The organism is Caulobacter sp. SRI_008, from assembly GCF_057586355.1.
Genome location: NZ_JBYCZS010000004.1, coordinates 102,001 through 116,467 on the forward strand (window position 1 = coordinate 102,001; position 14,467 = coordinate 116,467).

15 protein-coding genes and 2 tRNA genes are annotated in these 14,467 nt (G+C 70.2%); 8 read left to right on the forward strand and 9 right to left on the reverse strand.

The window, feature by feature from the left end:
* Positions 1-465: 465 nt before the first annotated feature.
* Positions 466-2,244 carry a cell cycle sensor histidine kinase DivJ gene (gene divJ, locus AC2YHT_RS05265; RefSeq protein WP_487288532.1) on the reverse strand — a complete coding sequence of 593 codons (1,779 nt, stop codon included), beginning with the start codon at positions 2,242-2,244 and terminating at the stop codon, positions 466-468.
* Between the two features lie 189 nt (positions 2,245-2,433).
* On the opposite strand from divJ, the gene AC2YHT_RS05270 reads away from it, so the two are divergent.
* Together AC2YHT_RS05270 and AC2YHT_RS05275 are read left to right on the forward strand one after the other, a co-directional pair.
* Positions 2,434-3,282, forward strand: a complete 849-nt coding sequence (locus AC2YHT_RS05270) for a sensor histidine kinase (protein WP_487288533.1) — start codon at positions 2,434-2,436, stop codon at positions 3,280-3,282.
* A gap of 40 nt (positions 3,283-3,322) precedes the next feature.
* On the forward strand, positions 3,323-3,751 hold the full coding sequence (locus AC2YHT_RS05275; protein ID WP_487288534.1) for a SufE family protein: 429 nt from the start codon (positions 3,323-3,325) through the stop codon (positions 3,749-3,751).
* On the opposite strand, the gene AC2YHT_RS05280 is transcribed toward AC2YHT_RS05275, so the two are convergent.
* Positions 3,748-3,909 carry a hypothetical protein gene (locus tag AC2YHT_RS05280; protein ID WP_162839355.1) on the reverse strand — a complete coding sequence of 54 codons (162 nt, stop codon included), beginning with the start codon at positions 3,907-3,909 and terminating at the stop codon, positions 3,748-3,750. The two genes, AC2YHT_RS05275 and AC2YHT_RS05280, sit on opposite strands and share 4 nt — an antisense overlap.
* 77 nt (positions 3,910-3,986) lie before the next feature.
* Here AC2YHT_RS05280 and trhO point away from each other — a divergent pair, with 77 nt between their 5' ends.
* From trhO to AC2YHT_RS05295, 3 genes are all read left to right on the forward strand, one after another.
* Positions 3,987-4,940 (forward strand): oxygen-dependent tRNA uridine(34) hydroxylase TrhO, encoded by a 954-nt coding sequence (gene trhO, locus AC2YHT_RS05285; protein ID WP_487288535.1) that lies wholly within the window; start codon positions 3,987-3,989, stop codon positions 4,938-4,940.
* Between the two features lie 65 nt (positions 4,941-5,005).
* The gene (locus tag AC2YHT_RS05290; RefSeq protein ID WP_487288536.1) at positions 5,006-5,362 is read left to right on the forward strand and encodes a hypothetical protein; all 357 of its coding nucleotides are present in this window, start codon (positions 5,006-5,008) and stop codon (positions 5,360-5,362) included.
* Positions 5,363-5,437: 75 nt separating this feature from the next.
* On the forward strand, positions 5,438-5,890 hold the full coding sequence (locus AC2YHT_RS05295; RefSeq protein WP_487288537.1) for a PA2169 family four-helix-bundle protein: 453 nt from the start codon (positions 5,438-5,440) through the stop codon (positions 5,888-5,890).
* 45 nt (positions 5,891-5,935) lie between these two features.
* Here the strand turns inward: AC2YHT_RS05295 and AC2YHT_RS05300 are convergent, their stop codons facing one another.
* From AC2YHT_RS05300 to AC2YHT_RS05325, 6 genes are all read right to left on the reverse strand, one after another.
* Entirely contained in the window at positions 5,936-6,631 is a 696-nt protein-coding gene (locus tag AC2YHT_RS05300) for a DUF6456 domain-containing protein (RefSeq protein WP_487288538.1), read from the reverse strand.
* Positions 6,628-7,032, reverse strand: coding sequence for a helix-turn-helix domain-containing protein (locus tag AC2YHT_RS05305; protein ID WP_487288540.1), 405 nt, complete (start codon positions 7,030-7,032; stop codon positions 6,628-6,630). Before AC2YHT_RS05305 ends, AC2YHT_RS05300 begins: the two co-directional genes overlap by 4 nt.
* Before the next feature lie 174 nt (positions 7,033-7,206).
* A complete protein-coding gene (locus tag AC2YHT_RS05310; RefSeq protein WP_487288541.1) occupies positions 7,207-7,944 on the reverse strand; it encodes a YceI family protein in 738 nt (245 codons plus the stop codon).
* Positions 7,945-8,020: 76 nt separating this feature from the next.
* Positions 8,021-9,784, reverse strand: a complete 1,764-nt coding sequence (locus tag AC2YHT_RS05315; RefSeq protein ID WP_487288542.1) for a DUF885 domain-containing protein — start codon at positions 9,782-9,784, stop codon at positions 8,021-8,023.
* Positions 9,785-9,900: 116 nt separating this feature from the next.
* Positions 9,901-9,975 (reverse strand) — tRNA-Gly (locus tag AC2YHT_RS05320).
* A gap of 47 nt (positions 9,976-10,022) precedes the next feature.
* A tRNA-Gly gene (locus tag AC2YHT_RS05325) sits at positions 10,023-10,097 on the reverse strand.
* A 168-nt stretch (positions 10,098-10,265) separates the two neighbouring features.
* On the opposite strand from AC2YHT_RS05325, the gene AC2YHT_RS05330 reads away from it, so the two are divergent.
* Complete coding sequence (locus AC2YHT_RS05330; protein WP_487288543.1) at positions 10,266-11,120, forward strand: SDR family oxidoreductase; 855 nt, start codon at positions 10,266-10,268, stop codon at positions 11,118-11,120.
* A gap of 144 nt (positions 11,121-11,264) precedes the next feature.
* Here AC2YHT_RS05330 and AC2YHT_RS05335 read toward each other — a convergent pair whose 3' ends face one another.
* Positions 11,265-12,137 carry an alpha/beta hydrolase gene (locus AC2YHT_RS05335; RefSeq protein WP_487288544.1) on the reverse strand — a complete coding sequence of 291 codons (873 nt, stop codon included), beginning with the start codon at positions 12,135-12,137 and terminating at the stop codon, positions 11,265-11,267.
* Between the two features lie 56 nt (positions 12,138-12,193).
* On the opposite strand from AC2YHT_RS05335, the gene AC2YHT_RS05340 reads away from it, so the two are divergent.
* Positions 12,194-13,390: a glycosyltransferase family 4 protein gene (locus tag AC2YHT_RS05340; protein WP_487288545.1), complete on the forward strand. Its 1,197-nt coding sequence runs from the start codon at positions 12,194-12,196 to the stop codon at positions 13,388-13,390.
* Positions 13,387-14,358, forward strand: a complete 972-nt coding sequence (locus AC2YHT_RS05345) for a glycosyltransferase family 9 protein (RefSeq protein WP_110119543.1) — start codon at positions 13,387-13,389, stop codon at positions 14,356-14,358. The genes AC2YHT_RS05340 and AC2YHT_RS05345 overlap by 4 nt, the downstream gene beginning before the upstream one ends.
* Positions 14,359-14,467: the final 109 nt, after the last annotated feature.

The window sequence follows — 14,467 nt, forward strand, 5'->3', positions numbered from 1 at the left end:
GTTCCGTGACGAGACAAGCGGGGCGACAGGGCCGGGATCGTTTCAAACCGGCCTAACAGGATCAGCCGAGGCGCCGCCGGATCACCGCGGGGCTATTGATCCTGCCCGTCCGAGGGACAACCGGGTCCAGGGTTGAAAAAGCACCCGCGCCCCCGGTCCTTCGAGCCTACGGTGCGGCGGAGCGGTCAGACGAAGCCGAAACGCTAAAACACATCACGGTCTCCGGGCTCCGCCCGGCCGCTCCGCGCCTCCCCATCAACTTTCGTGAGTTTTCACGGGAGGCCGAAAAGCCGTGCCCTCTCCCCTTGCGGGAGAGGGTGGCCTCGCGGAGCGAGGTCGGGTGAGGGGTCTCTCAGAACTCAACACCGCGTGCAGCGGTCAGGCCAGGTGCGATGTCGGATGTCTGAGAGACCCCTCATCCGTCGGCCTTCGGCCGCCACCTTCTCCCGCAAGGAGAGAAGGGTATCAGCGCGGCGGGGCGAAGCGGATGACGTTTTCGCCCAGGAAGGGCTCTTCGGAAGCCTGGCCCTCGGAGGGCGGCTCGAACAGCTGCTCCATGGCGTCAGCGGTGGCCGTGGGGCTTTCCGGGACGGGCGGGGCGACCGGGGCGGCCAGCAGGATGGGCATGCGCACCGAAACGCTGGTGCCAGCCCCCAGGCGGCTCTCGACATGCATCTCGCCGCCGTGCAGCTGGGCGAAGGCCCGCACCAGAGACAGGCCAAGGCCGGTGCCCTTGGCGCGCTGGTCGACGCCGCCGGCCTGCTCGTAGGGGCGGCCCAGGCGCTCGAGGTCCTCGGGGCTGATGCCGACGCCGGTGTCGGCGACGACGATCTCCAGCATGCCGTCGTGGCCGTCGGCCGTGACCGTCACCTGGCCGCCGCGCGGCGTGAACTTCAGGGCGTTGGAAACCAGGTTCAGCACGATCTGCTTCAGCGCCCGGCGGTCGGCGTCGACATCGAGCTCGCCCGGCGGCAGCACGCCGCGCAGCTGCACGCCGACGCTGTCGGCCTGGACGCGCAGCAGGCGCATGGCGGCGTTGACGGCCTCGCGGGCGTCGAACTCGCCGCGCGACAGCTCGAAGCGCTCGGCCTCGATCTTCGACATGTCGAGCACGTCGTTGATCAGGTCCAGCAGGTGACGGCCGCTCTCGTGGATCAGCTCGGCATATTCGCCGTAGCGGTCGGTCAGGGGGCCGAACATGCGGGCGCGCATGATGTCGGAGAAGCCCATGATGGCGTTCAGCGGCGTGCGCAGCTCGTGGGACATGTTGGCCAGGAAGCGGGCGCGGCCGGCGGCCAGTTGCTCGGCGTCGTTGCGGGCCTGGTCCAGCTGCAGCAGGTGGCGGGTCTCGGCGGTGACGTCGCGCATCACGCCCACCAGCACGCCAGGACCCACGCGGCGCAGGGTCAGGGACAGGGTCTTTTCAGGGGCCTCGGCGGCCGGGAAGGTCAGGACCGCTTCGCGTTCGCGCAGGGCCTGGCCCAGGGCGAAGTCGACGCGGGCGCGCTCGCCCGGCACGGCGGCCTGCGAAAGGCCGTCGATCATGATCCGGTCCAGCGCCGCGCCCTCGGGGGCGACGCCGCGCACGGTGCGCACCCGGCCCTGCAGGGTTACGACGAAGGCCAGGAAGGGCAGGCCGTCGAGCAGGGTCGAAAGAGCGGTCAGCTCCGACAGGTTGCGCACGTCGCGCTCGCCGGCCCGGCGGTGGGTCAGCATCAGGCCGGCGGCGAGGCCTAGGCCCGTGGTGGCCACGGCCAGGAAACCGAGGATGAAGGCGGTCGGGCCCGTCGGAGCGGGTGGAGCCAGGCCCGACAGCTGGACCAGGGCCGCCATGGCCCCGCCGATCAGGGCCAGGGCCGCGCCCTCGGCCAGGCGGCGCGGGGCGGCCAGGGTCGAGGCGGCGGCGACGGGGGCCAGGCACCAGGCGCTCATCGCGCCCGAGACGCCGCCGGTCAGGGCCGCGGCCAGGGCGCCGCCGGCGGCCCAGCCGACCAGCAGCAGCGACTGGACGCGCTCGTCCTCGCTGTCGCCCAGCAGCAGGGCGGCGATGGCGGGCAGGGCGCCGGCCAGCAGGGCGATCCACACCGGCCAGCCGGTGGAGGCGGGAACGAAGGCCACCGCCCCGCCGGCCAGCAGCGCGGCCGCCAGCCAGCCCAGACGCCAGGCGCGCGCCGTCTCCCGCCCCGAAAGGACGGGGCGGAGGGCGGCTTCATCCTGCCGCGTCTGCACCGGGTCGATGTCCAAGGGGGCGGGTCCGCCTCGAAGTTGTTGTTATTGGTGAATCCTAACCCCGGTTCGGCCCTTCTCCAAAGCACGCACAATTGTGGGGCGACCGGGCGAGTCCAGCTTCTTGTGGACGGAAACGGATTCGTAAGCGGGTTGGTTCAGGGTGGCACAGAATGCCTTTGCGGACAGAAGGTCCGGGAGTTTCACATGCCTCAGACGGCGTCCGCGGACGCTTCGACATCAGCCGAAGAGCTCGCCGAAAGCGCGGGCGGTGCTGATTCGCGCCAGGCTCAGCGGCCTTCGGAAGGACCCACCGCGACGTTTCGCCGCGCGGCGGCCCGCGCTCGCCGCAAGGCCGCCCTCGATGATCAGAAGCGTTCGTTCCTGCGCATGGTCAGCCACGAGCTGCGCACGCCCCTGAACGCCGTCATCGGTTTTTCGGAAATTTTGGCCAGCGAGCTCTACGGCCCGCTTGGCGCGCCGCAGTACAAGGAATACGCCAAGCTGGTGCACGAGAGCGGCCTGAAGCTGCTCAAGCTGGTCAACCAGATCGTCGAGATCGCGCGCCTGGAGGGCCACGTCACCGACCTCGACGTCGCCGCCGAGCCGCTGGACGAGGCGGTCGAGGACGTCATGGCCCAGCTGCGCGCCGAATGCGAAGCCCGCGGCGTGGTGATGAGCGCGCCGGACCTGGTGGGCATGCCCGCCGTCCTGGCCGACCGCCGGGGCCTGCGCACCATCCTGTCGAACCTGCTGCAGAACGCCGTCGCCCACTCGCCGTCGGGCGGGGTGGTGACGATCGAGGCCGAACTGGTCAGCGGCGGCATGGTCGAGATCTCGATCCGCGACCAGGGCGAGGGGGTGGAGCAGGGCGACCTGCAACGCCTGCTGCGCCCGTTCGAGCAGGCGGGCACCTCCCTGACCCGCAGCGGCGAGGGCGCGGGCCTGGGCCTGCCGATCGTCGACCTGCTGACGCGGGCCATGAACGGCGCGCTGCGGCTGAAGTCGGCGCCTGGGCAGGGGCTGACGGCGATCGTGACCTTGCCGGGCGCCTGATTGCTTGCATCGGGGCCGTGGCCCGCCTAAACGCCGCGCCATGAGCACCGACCCCAACGCCGCCCTCGACGAACTGGCCGACGAGTTCGAACTGCTCGGCGACTGGGAAGAGCGCTATCGCTACGTGATCGAGCTGGGCAAGGACCTGGCGCCGCTCACCCCCGAGGAGCACTCGGAAGACAACAAGGTGCGCGGCTGCGCCAGCCAGGTGTGGCTGGTCAGCGAGCCGCAGGCCGACGGGACCGTCCGTTTCCGCGGCGACAGCGACGCCCACATCGTCAGCGGGCTGATCGCGATCGTGCTGCGGCTCTATTCCGGCGCGGCGGCCGGCGACATCGTCGCCTTCGACGCCTCGGCCGCCATGGCGCGCCTGGGCCTGTCGGAAGCCCTGTCCTCGCAGCGCTCCAACGGCCTCAAGTCGATGGTGGCCCGCATCCAGCGCGATGCGGCGGCCGTGGCGGGCGCCTAGAAGAAGCCCGCCCTGTTTCCGATGAACACGATGGCCACGATGATCAGCAGGAGCTGGATCAGCCAGTTCACGGGCGAGGGGATCGGCGAGCGTTGGACGGCGTAGAGCGCCAGGCCAAGCAGCACGAGGGCGATGATGACGGTGATCAGGATGCTCATGGCCCGGTAACCCGCGTTCGGCGTGCTTGGTTCCGGCCGTGCTTGAGCCCGGGGCGTTCATCTTCTATGGCCCGCCCATGACCTCGCCATGGCGCATCGCCGCCCTCTATCGTTTCGCGACCTTCGACGATCCGGAGACGATCCGCGCCGATCTCGCCAAGCTGTGCTGCGGGCTGAAGATCAAGGGCACCCTGCTGCTGGCCCGCGAGGGGATCAACGGCACCATCGCCGGTACGCCCCAGGCCATCGACGCGGCCATCGCCCACATCCGCGCCCTGCCGGGCTGCGAGGCGCTGGAGCTGAAGTTCGCCGACGCCGACGCCCCGCCGTTCCACCGGCTGAAGGTCAAGGTGAAGGCCGAGATCGTCACCCTGGGCGAGCCCGACCTCGATCCGGCCCACAATCACGGCGTCCACGTCGATCCGGCCGGCTGGAACGCCCTGATCGCGCAGCCCGACGTCATCGTGATCGACACCCGCAACGGCTACGAGGTCGACTGCGGCACCTTCGAGGGCGCGATCGACCCGGCCACGCCCAGCTTCGCCGACTTCCCCGCCTGGTTCGACGCCTTCCGCCAGACCTGGGATCCCGCCGCGCCGGCCCCAAAGGTGGCCATGTTCTGCACCGGCGGCATCCGCTGCGAGAAGTCGACGGCCCTGCTCAAGGCGCGCGGCGTTGAGGATGTGTTCCACCTCAAGGGCGGGATCCTTAACTACCTGGAGACGGTGCCCCAGGACGAAAGTCTGTGGCGCGGCGAATGCTTCGTGTTCGACGAGCGGGTGGCCGTGGGCCATGGCCTGTCGGAAGGCTCGCACGTGCTGTGCCGGGGCTGCCGCATGCCGGTGTCGGAAGAGGGGCGGGCCTCGCCGCTATACGTCGAGGGCGTGTCCTGCGCCCGCTGCCACGACACCCGCACCGACGACCAGAAGGCCCGCTACGCCGAGCGTCAGCGCCAGGCGGCGCGGGCGATCGAACTGGGCATCGACCATGTCGGCGCGGCCTTGCCGGTCAAGCCTTCGCGCGAAACCTGACGGATCGTCGTCGGCCTCACGGCGTTATTCCGACCGAGCCCCTTTCTCGGACACGGAGATGACCCATGGTCGCCTATGACCCCACCCTGAATCCTGGCCACACGAACGGCGCTGGTCCCGCCCGCGCTCGCCAGGGCCTGATCGACACCCTGTCGGACAAGGTCTCGACCTTCCTTGACCAGCATTCCAAGTCGCCTGAACCCCAGGCTCCGGTCGCTGACTACGCCGTGGGCGGTCCGGCCAAGAAGCCGCTGACCATCGCCGGCCGCGATATCCAGCTGGGCGGCCGCACCATCCCCCTGGCCGTCGCCGTGCTGGGCGGGGCGGTGCTGGCCGGCCTGCTGATCAACAAGCGCACGCGGGGCGCGGCCCTGACGGCGGCCGGGACCGCCTGGACCTTCCTGCAATCGAAAAAGCCTTAAGGCGCCGCTTCGAACCTTTCGCGGAGGGGCCGCGTTGCTGCGGTCCCTCCATTCGAAAGCCACAGGAGTTCACCCATGGCCCATACGAACGAAGACCACATCAAGCTCGTCAACGGCCTGGTCGAGATCACCATCGACAGCGCCGACGGCTATGAAGCCGCCGCCCGCGACGCCGAGAGCCGCAGCTTCAAGTCGCTGTTCGAGGCTCGCGCCCAGGAACGTCGCGGCGTGGTCTCCGACCTGCAGAGCGAAGTGCGCCGCCTGGGCGGCACGCCCGACGACGACGGCAGCATCCTGGCCGCCGCCCACCGCGTGTTCCTGAACGTCCGCGACTCCCTGACCAAGGGCGACGAGTCGGTGGTCAAGACCGTCGAGGACGGCGAGGACCACATCAAGGCCAAGTACGAGAAGGCCCTGCAGGACCTCGACGTGGATCCGCAGACCCGCCGCGCCATCGAGGCCGCCTACGCCAAGGTCAAGGCCGGCCACGACCAGATGCGCGACATCAAGCACGCACAGAGCCACTGAAGGCGCTGAGCCAGGCGGCGGTCGAGATCCGGCCGCCGCCTCGTCTCACAGCATGCCGTAGTGCGCCGCCAGGCGCTGCAAGGCCGCCCTCAGGGCGGCCTTGCCCGTTCTGGGCTTGAGGCCCAGGGCGACTTCCGTAGCCTGGAGCGAGGCGCCGTGCAGGCAGATCGGCGACAGGATCGCTCGCTGCTCGGGCGCCAGCGCCATCATCGCCCGGGCCATGCGGGCCTTGGCGCCGATCGCGCGCTCGGCGGGCTCCAGGCGCGGACCGCCGCCGCGCGGCGTCGGATCCCAGTTCATGGTCAGGCGACCGAGCAGCCCCGAAGCGTGGGCGTCGGCCTCCAGGCGCTGGCCCGCGGCGCGCTCGACGGCGCTGAGCAGGCCGCGGCTGAACAGCCAGTCCAGCGGAGCGGCGCCGAGATTGGCGCGGTGCGTCGTGGCTTCGCCGTTCTCGACCACAAGCTTCTCGCCCTCGACGACGCCGGGACGGCCCGGCGGCATCGGCTGCGGCGCGCGGCCCAGTCGCCAGCCGCCCTCGGGGCGCGGGACCAACTGGTGCATCAGCTTGCGGAAGGCGGCCTCGTCGATGGTCAGCATCGGCTTGCGCCCACGGGCGAAGCGCACGGCGTAGGCCAGGCCCCGGGCCTCGATCACCGAGCCGGCGCGGGCCAGCAGGCGGGCGGCGCGGTCGGCCAAGTGCTCGGCTTCCAGGTCGCGCTCGACAATGGCGGCGGCGCTCATCGGTCGATCCCCGCGGCGTTGGCGAACACCATGCCGGTCAGATCCGGAATGGTCTCGGGCGCCTGGCGCACGCAGGCCTCCAGCGCGCTCATGCGGGCGTCGAACACCCGGTCCTCGCGCATGTCCTCGATGCGGTGGCAGGCGTGGGCGCAGGTGGTGCGGTCGCGGCCGAAGGCGAAGGCCACCCGGGCCAGCGGCCAGTGGAAGATCACGTGGGCCAGGTAGATGGCGATCTGCCGCGCGCGAGCGGCGGTCTTGGACGCGCGCTTGTCCGAAACGATGTCGGCGGGCGCGACGCCGGTGGCCAGGGCCACGGCGTGGGTGACGAAGGCCGCGGCGAGACGGTCGCGACGCGGGTCGGGCGAGATCGCCCAGGCCTCCTCCAGGATTTGAGCGAGCATGGCGGTCCCTCAAGAGCGGCGCCCCCAGTGACGCCCATGAGCATCAGCCTAGGCTGATATTCCTCCTGTAGGATAACTTTCCTATTTCGCGCGTCTAGTCGGAATTTAAACCACTGATTGTATTTGTCTGAGCGGTGGTCGATCCCCGTCGGCCGACGGGGATCGACGTTCGATTCAGGGATTGGCGGGCGCGGCCGGGGCGGTCGCCGCCGGCGGGTTGGGCTTCAGCAGTTCGGCCTCGATGGCGACCGTGACCTCGTCGCCGACGCCCATGGTCGAGCCGGGCTTGGGCACGCCGTAGCTGACCCCGAAGTCCGAGCGCTTGAAGCTGCCGCTCAGCGAGAAGCCGATGCGGGCGTTGGGATCCATCGGCGGGAAGCCGGCGTAGCCGCCGTTGAACTTGGCCTTCAGGGTCACCGGCTTGGTCACGCCGTGCAGGGTCAGGTTGCCGGTGACGTCGGCGGTGTCGGGGCCGGTGGTCTCGACCTTGGTCGAGCGGAAGGTGATGGCCGGGTACTTGGCCGCGTCCAGCCATTCGGCGCCGAGCAGTTCGTCGGTGAAGCCGGGCGGCGGAGCGGGAAGGGTCAGGGAGCTGGTCTTGATGCTGGCCTCGACGCTGGCGGCGGCCGGCGCCTTGGGATCGAGGTTCAGCTTGACGTCGAAGTCGGTGAAGCGGGCCGTGTACCAGGAGAAGCCCAGGTGGCTGAGCTTGAACGACAGGTCGGCGTGCGACTTGTCGAGTTTGTATTCCCCGGCCGGCAGGTCGGCGGGCGGCTTGGCCGGGGCGGGCGCGGCGGCGGAGGCTTCACCGGTCGGCGGCGGCGTTTGCGTCTTGGCGGCCTTCGGGTCGGAGCAGGCCGCCAAGGCCAGCAGCAAGGCGCCGCCGATCACGAACTTCGAGGCGTAGGACATGAAACCTCCCTTTTCTGTTGGGCGGGGAGGTTCGGCCCGGGGCGACGATGCGGTCAACCCCGGGGCGTTGTGACGCTTACGACTTCTTTTTACGCTCGGCGATCCAGGCGTCGGTGCGGGCGTCCAGCACCGCCAGCGGCGTCGAGCCGCCCAGCAGCACCAGGTCGTGGAAGGCCCGCTCGTCGAACTTCGGACCCAGCTGGTCCTCGGCCCGCTTGCGCAGCTCCAGGATCTTCAGTTCGCCGATCTTGTACGACAGGGCCTGCCCCGGCCAGGAGACGTAGCGCTTCAGCTCGACCTCGATATTGGTCGGCGATAGGGCGGTGTTGTCGGTGAAGCAGGCGCGGGCCTGGTCCAGGCTCCAGCCCTTGGCGTGGATGCCGGTGTCGGCCACCAGCCGGCAGGCGCGCCACATCTCGTAGGACAGGCGGCCGAACAGCTCGTAGGGGTCGCGATAGATGCCCATCTCCTCGCCCAGCCATTCCGAATAGAGCCCCCAGCCCTCGCCGAAGGCGCTGAAATAGAGGTTCTTGCGGAACTCGGGGCCGGCCTGCTCCTGGGCCAGCGAGGTCTGGACGTGGTGGCCCGGCGCGCCCTCGTGCAGCACCAGGGCCGGCAGCTCGTAGAGCGCCCGCTGGTCGAGCTCGGAGGTGTTGATCATCAGGCCGCCCGCCCGGCCGGCCTTGGGATCGCCGCCGAAATAGCGGCCGGTGGTGTAGCCCTTCTCGATGCTGGCCGGCACGGGGCGCACGCCGTAGGTCAGGCGCGGCAGGGTTCCGAAGTGGGCCGGCAGCTGGTCGTCGGCGCGCTTGGCGATTTCGCTGGCCTTCTCCAGCAACTGCTGGCGGCTGGTGGCGTAGAATTTCGGGTCCTTGCGCAGATAGGCCAGGAAGGCCGGCAGGTCGCCGTCGAAGCCGGCCTGCTTCATCACCGTCTCCATCCGCGCGCGGATGCGGCGCACCTCGGCCTGGCCGATCTCGTGCACCTGGTCGGGCGTCATGTCGGTGGTCGTGTAGCGCTTGACCAGGAAGGCGTAGTAGCGCTTGCCGTCCGGCAGGTCGGAGGCCGCCAGGCTCTTGGCGGCGTGCGGCACATATTCGTCCCGCATGAAGGCGACGAAGCCGGCGCGGGCGGGGGCGACCTTGGCCTTCAGCACCGCCTCGCCCTCGGCGATCAGGGCGGCCTTGCGATCGGCCGGCACGCTGGCGGGCAGGGCGCGCAGCGGGGCCAGCAGCGGATCCTCGGCCAGCGGCGTGGCGGCGGTCCGCTGGGCGCGGTCGAGCACCGACTCGGCGGTCGAGCGGGCGTGGACGAAGCCGGTGGCGATCCCTCTGCGGGCCTCGGCGATGTTGGCGGCGTACCACTCCGGGCTCTGGGCCAGCAGGGCGATCCACTTCTTCGCCTCGGCCTCGTCCTTCAGGCGCATGCCGTTGGCGCGATAGAGCAGGGAGACGTCGAAGCCGCCGTCGCTGCTGAACGGCATGCGGTTTTCGTCGAACGACAGGCCGGTGAGCTTGTCGTCCAGGCTCCAGGCCAGGATCTGGCGGGTCAGCTTCTCGTCGTCGGTCAGGCCGGCCGCGTCGACCTCGCCCAGCAGGGCCTTGGCCTTCTCGTAGCGGGCCTTGCGCTCGGCGTCGGCCTTGGGGCCGACCGGCGGAAACCGCCAGCGCGAGGCGTCGGTGGCGCTCTCGTCGTCGTCCACCGCCGAGACCGACTCATAGGCCTTCACGGCTTCGGTGAGGCGGGCCGAGGCGCTGACCTGGGCCGCCTGGACCGGTCCGGCCAACAGCACGGCCGACAGGGCCGCGCCGGCGGCGAGGCGGAGAAGATGATGGCGCATGAACGCTCCCCGAAGTGGACAGGGGCGAGGTTAGATCATGTCGCGCTGCGCGGCCAAACGGCCAAGCCGCTGCTTACCGATCATTTCGAACGCAAGGGAAAGGAGAGAGAAGAAAATGGAGCGGGCGAAGAGATTCGAACTCTCGACATCCACCTTGGCAAGGTGGCGCTCTACCACTGAGCTACGCCCGCGCACCGATTTTCTTGTCTCTGTCCACGACCCCCCGGGAAGGAGGGAATGGAGCGGGCGAAGAGATTCGAACTCTCGACATCCACCTTGGCAAGGTGGCGCTCTACCACTGAGCTACGCCCGCATCGAAGAGGCTGAAAACAGCGCCCCGCGACGAGGAGGCGGCTTATGGCAGAGCGATCCGGGCTTGGCAAGCACTGTTGGCCAACTTCATGGGGATGAATGTCGCACTTGCGGAACCGGCCGTTTGAGCGGCTCATTGGACCCTTGGATTTGAGGTCGGGGCCAGGGTTTGCGTCTCTTCGTGTTCGGATTGGGCTTCGTCGGCGCCGCTTTCGCCGAATCTCTGGCCGCGCAAGGCTGGTTGGTCACCGCGACGGGCCGCACGCCCGAGGCGCGGGCGGCGGTGGAGGCCCAGGGCTTCGCGGCGGTGGACCCCGACGACAAGGCCGCGATGGTCGAGGCCATGCGCGGCGTCAACGCCGTGCTGGTCACCTCGCCGCCGACCGGCGAGGGCTGTCCGGCCCTGGAGGCGGTGATTCCCGCACTGGCGGCGGCCGAGGCCTTCCCCGACTGGATCGGCTATCTCTCCACCACCGGCGTCTATGGCGACTTCGACGGCCGCTGGGTGTTCGAATCGAGCCCGCTGAAGGCCCAATCGGTCGAGGGCGCGCGCCGGGTCGGCGCCGAGCGCGACTGGCGCCAGGTCTGCCGGGGCATGGGGCTGACCGTCGTGACTTTCCGCCTGCCGGGCATCTATGGCCCCGGCCGCAGCGCCTTCGACCGCCTGAAGGCCGGCGAGGGCCGCCGCATCGTCAAGCCGGGCCAGGTGTTCAGCCGGATCCACCGCGACGACATCGTCTCGGGCCTGCTGGCCTCGCTGGAGCGCCCTCGCGCCGGCGCCGTCTACAATCTCTGCGACGACGAGCCGGCCCCGCCGCAGGACGTCATGGAGCACGCCGCCCTGTTGCTGGGCGTCCCGGTTCCGCCGGACCTGCCCTTCAACGCCCTGGGCCTGTCGCCCGCCACCCGCCGCTTCTACGCCGAGAACAAGCGCGTCTCGAACGCCCTGGCCAAGGCCGAGCTCGGCTGGCGACCGAAGTACCCGACCTATCGCGAAGGGTTGGCGGCGATCCTGGAAGGCTGATCCCTCTCCCCTTGCGGGAGAGGGTGGCCTCGCGGAGCGAGGTCGGGTGAGGGGTCTCTCAGACTTTTCCGGACAGGGCTTTCGACCCCTCATCCGTCGGCTTCGCCGCCACCTTCTCCCGCAAGGGGAGAAGGGCGATGTCGCCTACTCCTCCTCGTCCCCCAGGTCGGCCGCAGCCCAGGCGGCCGCCGGGGCTTGTCCCGCCGAACGCGCGCGGGCGGCGCGGGCCAGGCGGCGGGCGACCGGGTCGTCGTCTACCGGCGTGGCGAGCACGCGGGCTTCGGCGACGGCGGCGGTGAGGCGTTCCAGGTCCTGCGGGCGCGACAGGCGGTGGTCGCCGTCCTTGATCAGCGAGAAGACGACGTCCTGGCTGGTCAGGCCGTTGGCAAGTTCCAGGGCGTGGGTCCAGGGCACGGCGTCGTCCTGGCCGCCCTGCAGCACGCGCACCGGAATGTCGATCGGCACGGGGCCGGGCAGGATCGACCAGCGGCCGCCGTCCTCGAGCAGTTCGCGCGTGATAGCGTAGCCGTCGTCGTCGTATTCGGAGGGACGAATCCAGAAGCCGTCGCGCTCGATCGCAGCCTTGGCTTCGTCGGAAAGCTCGGGCCCCATCAGCTTTTCGGTGAAGTCCGGGGCGGGAGCGACCAGCACCAGGGCTTTCACCCGCTCGGGCCGGGCGATGGCGGCCAGGCAGGCCAGCCAGCCGCCCATCGACGAGCCGACCAGCACCAGCGGCCCATCGGTCAACTCGTCGATCACCGCCAGGGCGTCGGCGCGCCAGCGGCTGATCGTGCCGTCCTTGAAGTCGCCCGATGATTCGCCGTGGCCGAAATAGTCGAAGCGGAGGTAGGCGCCGCCTGTCGCCAGGGCCTGTTCGGCCAGGACCTGGGCCTTGGTCCCGGTCATGTCGGAGTGAAAACCGCCCAGCCAGACCACCGTGGGGCCTTCGCCGTCCACCTGGCGGTACGCGAGACGCTGATTTTCCTCGCGCGGATGGAAATCGCGGACTTCGGTCATGGCGCGGCCTTGTTCGTTTCGCTAACTAGCTTCTCCTAACCTCTTCAGAGCGCGGCGTGTCCATCCTTCCCGATGATTTCACCCTGCTGCAGGTGACTCCGGAACTGGAGACCGGCGGCGCCGAGCAGACCACGATCGACGTGGCCCATGGCGTGGTCGCCCTGGGCGGCAAGGCCCTGGTCGCCACCCGAGGCGGCCGCATGGCCGCGCGGCTGGAGGCCGACGGCGGTCGCCTGGCCCAGATGCCGGCCCAGTCGAAGAACCCGCTGGTGATGCTGGGCAACGCCGCCCGCCTGATCGACCTGATCCGCCGCGAGAAGGTGACCCTGGTCCACGCCCGCTCGCGCGCCCCGGCCTTCTCGGCCCTGTGGGCGGCGCAGGCGACCAAGGCGCCGTTCGTGGCCACCTATCACGGGGTCTACAACGCCAAGTCCAGCCTCAAGCGCTGGTACAACGCGGTGATGACCAAGGGCGACCTGGTGATCGCCAATTCCGAATACACCCGCGCCCACGTCATCGCCGAGCACGGCATCGATCCCGACAGGGTGGTGGCCATTCCGCGCGGGGTGGACTTGTCGCGCTTCGAGCCCGGCTTCGTCTCGGCCGATCGGGTCGAGGCCCTGCGCCAGGCCTGGGGCGTGGCCCCCGACGAGCGGCGGCTGAAGGTGCTGCTGGCCGGCCGGCTGACCCGCTGGAAGGGGCAGGGGCTGGCGATCCAGGCGCTGGCCCGGCTGAAGGCCCTGGGCGACTCCCGGATCCTGCTGCTGCTGGCCGGCGACGACCAGGGCCGCAAGGGCTATCGCGCCGAACTCGAGCACATGATCGCCCAGGCCGGCCTGGAAGACAGCGTCAAGCTGGTGGGCCACTGCGACGACATGCCGGCCGCCTATCTGCTGGCCGATCTGGCCATCGCTCCTTCGCTGGAGCCGGAGGCTTTCGGCCGCACGGCGGTGGAGCCCCAGGTCATGGGCCGTCCGGTGATCGCCGCCGACCATGGCGCGACGCGCGAGACGGTCGTGCCCGGCGAGACCGGCTGGCTGGCCGCGCCCGGCGACGTCGAGGCCTGGGCCAAGGCCCTGAACGACGCCTGCGAGGCGGGAGCGGCCGGACGCCAGGCCATGGGCCAGGCCGCCCGAACCCGGGCCCGCCGGTTGTATTCTGTGGACGCCATGGTCGAGGCGACCCTTAAGGTCTATGCGCGCGTGATCGCGGCCCATAGGGCCGGTGCGAGAGTTTCGGAGTCGAAGGGTTGAGCAAGGAGATCAAGAAGGTCCTGGTCATCAAGCTGGGCGCGCTGGGCGATTTCGTCCTGGCCCTGGCGGCGATGAAGAAGATCCGCGAGGCTCACCCGCGCGCCAAGATCACCCTGCTGACCACCCCGCCGTTCGAAGCCCTGGCGCGCCTGTCGCCCTATTTCAACGCCGTCGAGGTGGACGGCCGTCCGTCCGACGCCGGCGACCTCTTCAAGATGCTGGGCCGCATCCGCAAGGCCAAGTACGACCGCGTCTACGACCTGCAGACCAACAGCCGCACCGGCTGGTACTTCCAGGCCCTGCGGCCGTTCCCGCCGCAATGGTCGGGGATCGCCAAGGGCGCCAGCCTGCCCCAGCGCGGCCGCGCCCGCTATCACATGCACACCCTGGAGCGGCATGCCGACCAGTTGCGCCAGGCCGGCATCTGGCCCGACGCGCCGATCGAGCCGGGCAGCGCCCCGCCGCCGGACCTGTCGTGGATCCTGCGCAAGCACAAGGACGCCCGGCCGGTGGCCGGGGCCGTGGCGCCCAAGCCCTACGTGCTGCTGGTGCCGGGCGGTTCGGCCCACCGGCCCGAAAAGCGCTGGCCGGTCGAGAGCTACGCCCAGCTGGCGGCGCTGCTGAAGTCCAAGGGCCTGGACATCGTCATCATCGGCGGGCCGCAGGAAAGCGCCATGGCCCGCCAGATCCAGAAGGCCGCCGGCCAGGCCCGCGACCTCACCGGCCGCACCGACTTCGCCCAGCTGGCGGTGCTCGGCGCCAAGGCGGCGCTGGTGGTCGGCAACGACACCGGCCCGACCCACCTGCTGGCGGCGGCCGGCGCGCCGACCATCGCCCTGTTCTCCGACGCCTCGGACCCGGCCCTGTGCGGCCCGCGTGGCCACGTGGCCGTGATCCGCTCGCCCGACCTCAAGGCCCTGCCGGTCAGCACCGTGGCCAGCACGGCGATCTCACTGCTGCCGCGGTAGCGCTCGTGCGTTGATCCTCGCCCTTCGACAGGCTCAGGGTGAGGATCAAATGCAGGCGCCGCAGTAGAAGCCTCATCCTGAGCTTGTCGAAGGACGAGGTTTCTTCCCA

Bases quoted from the DNA above. Each gene is read 5' to 3' on its own strand.
- AC2YHT_RS05305 (WP_487288540.1), bottom strand. From the start codon at position 7,032: ATGCTCGCTCAAATCCTGGAGGAGGCCTGGGCGATCTCGCCCGACCCG.
- AC2YHT_RS05270 (WP_487288533.1), top strand. From the start codon at position 2,434: ATGCCTCAGACGGCGTCCGCGGACGCTTCGACATCAGCCGAAGAGCTC.
- trhO (WP_487288535.1), top strand. From the start codon at position 3,987: ATGACCTCGCCATGGCGCATCGCCGCCCTCTATCGTTTCGCGACCTTC.
- AC2YHT_RS05310 (WP_487288541.1), bottom strand. From the start codon at position 7,944: ATGTCCTACGCCTCGAAGTTCGTGATCGGCGGCGCCTTGCTGCTGGCC.
- AC2YHT_RS05295 (WP_487288537.1), top strand. From the start codon at position 5,438: ATGGCCCATACGAACGAAGACCACATCAAGCTCGTCAACGGCCTGGTC.
- AC2YHT_RS05300 (WP_487288538.1), bottom strand. From the start codon at position 6,631: ATGAGCGCCGCCGCCATTGTCGAGCGCGACCTGGAAGCCGAGCACTTG.
- AC2YHT_RS05290 (WP_487288536.1), top strand. From the start codon at position 5,006: ATGGTCGCCTATGACCCCACCCTGAATCCTGGCCACACGAACGGCGCT.
- AC2YHT_RS05335 (WP_487288544.1), bottom strand. From the start codon at position 12,137: ATGACCGAAGTCCGCGATTTCCATCCGCGCGAGGAAAATCAGCGTCTC.
- AC2YHT_RS05275 (WP_487288534.1), top strand. From the start codon at position 3,323: ATGAGCACCGACCCCAACGCCGCCCTCGACGAACTGGCCGACGAGTTC.
- AC2YHT_RS05315 (WP_487288542.1), bottom strand. From the start codon at position 9,784: ATGCGCCATCATCTTCTCCGCCTCGCCGCCGGCGCGGCCCTGTCGGCC.
- AC2YHT_RS05280 (WP_162839355.1), bottom strand. From the start codon at position 3,909: ATGAGCATCCTGATCACCGTCATCATCGCCCTCGTGCTGCTTGGCCTG.